At 71.2% G+C, this 4,033-nt stretch carries 4 protein-coding genes; 1 reads left to right on the top strand and 3 read right to left on the bottom strand.

The window, feature by feature from the left end; translation table 11 throughout:
• Positions 1-144 precede the first annotated feature (144 nt).
• Together AB0447_RS36375 and AB0447_RS36370 are read right to left on the bottom strand one after the other, a co-directional pair.
• Entirely contained in the window at positions 145-564 is a 420-nt protein-coding gene (locus AB0447_RS36375; RefSeq protein WP_366481242.1) for a PPOX class F420-dependent oxidoreductase, read from the bottom strand.
• Between the two features lie 123 nt (positions 565-687).
• Entirely contained in the window at positions 688-2,205 is a 1,518-nt protein-coding gene (locus AB0447_RS36370) for an MFS transporter (protein WP_366481241.1), read from the bottom strand.
• A 409-nt stretch (positions 2,206-2,614) separates the two neighbouring features.
• On the opposite strand from AB0447_RS36370, the gene AB0447_RS36365 reads away from it, so the two are divergent.
• Positions 2,615-3,523 carry a sigma-70 family RNA polymerase sigma factor gene (locus AB0447_RS36365; protein ID WP_366481240.1) on the top strand — a complete coding sequence of 303 codons (909 nt, stop codon included), beginning with the start codon at positions 2,615-2,617 and terminating at the stop codon, positions 3,521-3,523.
• Between the two features lie 334 nt (positions 3,524-3,857).
• On the opposite strand, the gene AB0447_RS36360 is transcribed toward AB0447_RS36365, so the two are convergent.
• On the bottom strand, positions 3,858-4,033 hold a 176-nt coding region (locus AB0447_RS36360), incomplete at its 5' end, for a carboxyl transferase domain-containing protein (RefSeq protein ID WP_366481243.1).

Raw genomic sequence — 4,033 nt, 5'->3', positions numbered from 1 at the left:
CACCACCTCCAGCCGATCGTGACCACCGTGGCCTGCGAGAGCTGGCTCCGCACCCACGCCCAGCACCCCGGGTGCCGGGAGTTCCCCTCCCGGCACCACCGCGGGCCTGTTCACTGCGGAGACTCAAGACGTGCGTGCTGAGACTCAGACGTTGAGGCTGGTCACCCGGTCGATCTCGATCTCGATGACCACCCGGCCGGGCGGGTTCGGCGGGGCCGACCAGTACCGCTTGGCATAGCGCCGCGCACCGTCCTGCACCCGGCCCGGCTCCTCGACGACCCGGGCGGTGCCCTCCAGGGTCACCCAGCTGAACCCGGACACCTGGCAGAGCACGGCCCGGCTGCCCGGCGTCGCGAGCAGGTTCCGGGCCTTGCGCGAGGTGGCCACCGTCATGACCCGGGCCAGCCCGGCCTCCCGGTCCCAGGTGAACCGCACGGGCGCCACGTGCGGCGAACCGTCGGGCCGGAGCGTGGTGAGCGTGGCGATCTGCGGATCCGTCAGGAAGGCGTCGACCTGGGCCGACACGGCGAGCGCCGCGGCGCGGGCGGTGGACTGCTGCGACACGAGTTCTTCCTTCTGCTGTACGCGGTGGACAGGCTCCGGGCGGGGGCGCGGCGCCCGCCGGAGGTGCTCCGGGGGCGCCGCCGGGAGGGAACTGCCCTCCCCGGGGGTTCTATGCGGCCGGCGTCAGCCGGTGGTGACGGACTCGGCGGCCGGAACCGGGGTTCCGGTGCCCCCGGCCGCCGGAGGAGCGGCCTGGACGGGCTTGGCCTTCGGGAAGGCGAAGGCCGCGATGAGCAGTGCCAGGCCCGCGAAGCAGGCCGCGGCCAGGAACGCGTTGTGGTTCGCGTTCTCCTGGACCTCCACCACCTTGGCCACGTCCCCGCCCGCCGCGGTCAGCTTGTCGGCGAGGCCGTTGTAGGCGATGGTCACGATGACGGCGAGGCCGAGGGCACCGCCCGCCTCCTGGCTGGTGTTGATGAGACCGGCGGCCACGCCGGCCTCCTCGTCGCCGATCCCGGCGAACGCGGCGATCTGCAGGGTCACGAAGCACATGCCGCAGCCGAGGCCGAGCAGGATGAACCCGGGCAGCAGGTCCACCGCGTACGAACCGCCGGACGGGGCGCGGTACAGGAGCAGCAGACCGGCGATGGTGGTGGCCAGACCGATGATGAGCACGATCCGGGCGGCGACCTTGGCGATCAGGCCGGAGGCCACGCCGGCACCGACCGCGACGCTGACGGCCAGCGGCACGTACGCGAACCCGGCCTTCAGCGGCGAGTACCCGTACACCTGCTGCATGAAGATGCTGGCGAAGAAGAACAGGGCGGCGAAGGCACCGAAGACCGCGACGGCGGCGATGTTCGCGGTGCTCACCGACTTCAGCTTGAAGACGCGCAGCGGCATCACCGGCGCCTCGACCTTGGTCTCGATCACGAGGAAGGCGGCGATCAGCGCCACCACACCGGCCAGGCTGCCCAGCGTGCGCTCGGAGCCCCAGCCCACGTGCGTGGCCTCACCGAGGGTGAAGATCAGCAGCAGCAGGGCGCCGGTGAGGGTCGCCGCACCGAAGAAGTCGAACCGGGTGCGCGGGCCCTCGGCCTTGCTGTCGGGGACGATCTTCGGGGCGAGCAGCGCCGCGGTCAGACCGATCGGCACGTTGATCCAGAAGATGTACTCCCAGCCGACGCTGTCCGCGAGCACACCACCGAGGATGACGCCCACGATCGAGGCGATACCGGACAGCGAACCCCACAGACCCAGCGCCTTGTTGCGCTCCGGACCCTCGGGGAAGGTGTTGGTGAGGATCGACAGCGCCGCCGGAGCGATCAACGCCGAACCGAAGCCCTGCACCGCACGAGAGGCGATCAGCCAGTTCCCGCTGTCCGCCAGACCCGCCATCAGCGAGGCCAGGGCGAAGATCGTCAGGCCCGTCTGCAGAAGCCTGCGGCGTCCGTAGCGGTCGGCCAGCCGGCCTCCCAGCAGAAGGAATCCGCCGAGCACGGTCGCATAAGCCGTGACGACGTATTCCAGACTGACATCGGACATGCCCAGACCGTCCTGAATGGACGGAAGCGCCAGGTTCACGATCGACACGTCGAGGAAGACCATGAACTGGGCCAGGCAGACAAAGGCCAGGACGGCGCCGGCCTTGTAGCCGGCCCCTGCTCCTGTCCCGCTCTTGACCAAGTCGGGGGCAGCCATTGCGTAACTCCTCAGCTAAGCAGAATCGAGTGTGTGAGAGCGGTCGCCGGCGATGCCGGGCTGCTGCCAGGCAGCCTGCCCGGGCTCTCTCGACTCCTCCTTGAGTCCCGATGGACCGCTCGCTGATCAATCGATGCCGCGCACGATGTGTGCATCGGCCCATTCGTCCTCCTCGGCCCCGGCAAGGCGGATCGGCGGTGCGTCGTGGCTGTCGTACATCAGCTCCTCCTTTGCGTGCCCGATCGCATCACGGTGTCAAGACACGCTCGAAAGCCACTCAGGAAGTACTCAAGACCCGCTAGGGAGCCGACCCTGTAAAAGCGGCGGAGGCTGACAGAATCACCCCGGGTCGCACAGCACATGACCGTCCGTCACCCCCGCGGGCGGACGAGAACCGAGGACGGAACCCATGCACGAGGACGAGTGGCTGGCCAAACGCTTCGAGGAGGAACGGAGCCGTCTGCGGGCCGTCGCCTACCGGATGCTCGGCTCGCTCAGCGAGGCCGAGGACGCCGTGCAGGAGGCATGGCTCCGCCTCAGCCGCTCCGACGCCGAGGACATCGACAACCTGGCCGGCTGGCTGACCACCGTGGTGGGCCGGGTGTGCCTGGACATGCTGCGCTCGCGCACCTCCCGGCGTGAGGAGCCCCTGGACGTACGCCCGTCCGAGCCGACCGGGACGGACACGGCCGCGGGCGCCCCGGGGCGCCCCCGGCAGCCCGATCCGCAGGAGGAGGCCCTGCTCGCCGACTCGGTGGGGGTGGCCATGCTCGTCGTACTCGACAAGCTGGCGCCCGCGGAGCGGCTGGCGTTCGTCCTGCACGACCTGTTCGCCGTGCCCTTCGAGGACATCGCGCCGATCGTGGAACGCACCCCGGCGGCGGCCCGGCAGCTGGCGAGCCGGGCCCGCCGGCGGGTCCGGGGGGCGGACACCCTGCCCCCGGCGGACCTCACGCGCACCCGCAAGGTGGTCGACGCCTTCCTCGCGGCCGCCCGGGACGGGAACTTCGAGGCCCTGCTGGAAGTCCTCGACCCCGATGTGGTGGCCCGTTCCGACAGCGGCATACCGGGCGCGCTGACCGCGGTGCGCGGTGCCGCTCTGGTGGCCCGTCAGGCGGCCACGTTCGCGCAGTTCGCGCAGGGTGCGCAGGTGGCGCTCGTCAACGGCGCGGTGGGCGTCGTGGCCCGCGTCGGGGGGGAGTTCCGGGTCATGATGTTCACCGTCCCGGACGACCGCATCACCGAACTGTCGGTGGTCATGGCGAAGACCGAGGTGGACCGCCTCGACCTGGCGGTCCCGGACACCGGCACCGCCTGACCCGCCTGCCCCGCCTGCCCCCTGACCTGCCTGACTTACCTAGCCCCTGACACAGCCCCGGCCTTCCCGGACATGCCGACGGGCCGTCCGGGCACACACCCTGTGTGCCCGGACGGCCCGTCCTGTGGGCCGGGCGGGGACGATCCCCGCTCCAGCCGCGCTCTTTCCTGCCGCGCCACGGTGGTGCCGCGCCCTGCCGCAGCACCCCCCTTGGCGGCCGGTGGGGCGCACCGACGGCGTGCGGCCGTGGTTCGCGTCCCCCGCCCACGGCCGCACGCCGCCCGGCGTGCCCGCCGCTCCGTACCTCCGTGTCTGCCCTGCCTGCCCTGCTTCCCTACTGCGGCTGGTTGCCGTGCTTGCGGCACGGCAGGTCCGCGTGCTTGTTGCGGAGCATCGCCAGCGACCGGATGAGCACCTCGCGGGTTTCGGCGGGGTCGATGACGTCGTCGACGAGGCCGCGTTCGGCCGCGTAGTACGGGTGCATCAGCTCGGCCTTGTACTCCTTGACCA

It is taken from the genome of Streptomyces sp. NPDC051211, assembly GCF_040689505.1.
GTDB lineage: Bacteria > Actinomycetota > Actinomycetes > Streptomycetales > Streptomycetaceae > Streptomyces.
This window is presented reverse-complemented; position numbering and strand designations above follow the sequence as displayed.

Bases quoted from the DNA above. Each gene is read 5' to 3' on its own strand.
- AB0447_RS36370 (WP_366481241.1), bottom strand. From the start codon at position 2,205: ATGGCTGCCCCCGACTTGGTCAAGAGCGGGACAGGAGCAGGGGCCGGC.
- AB0447_RS36365 (WP_366481240.1), top strand. From the start codon at position 2,615: ATGCACGAGGACGAGTGGCTGGCCAAACGCTTCGAGGAGGAACGGAGC.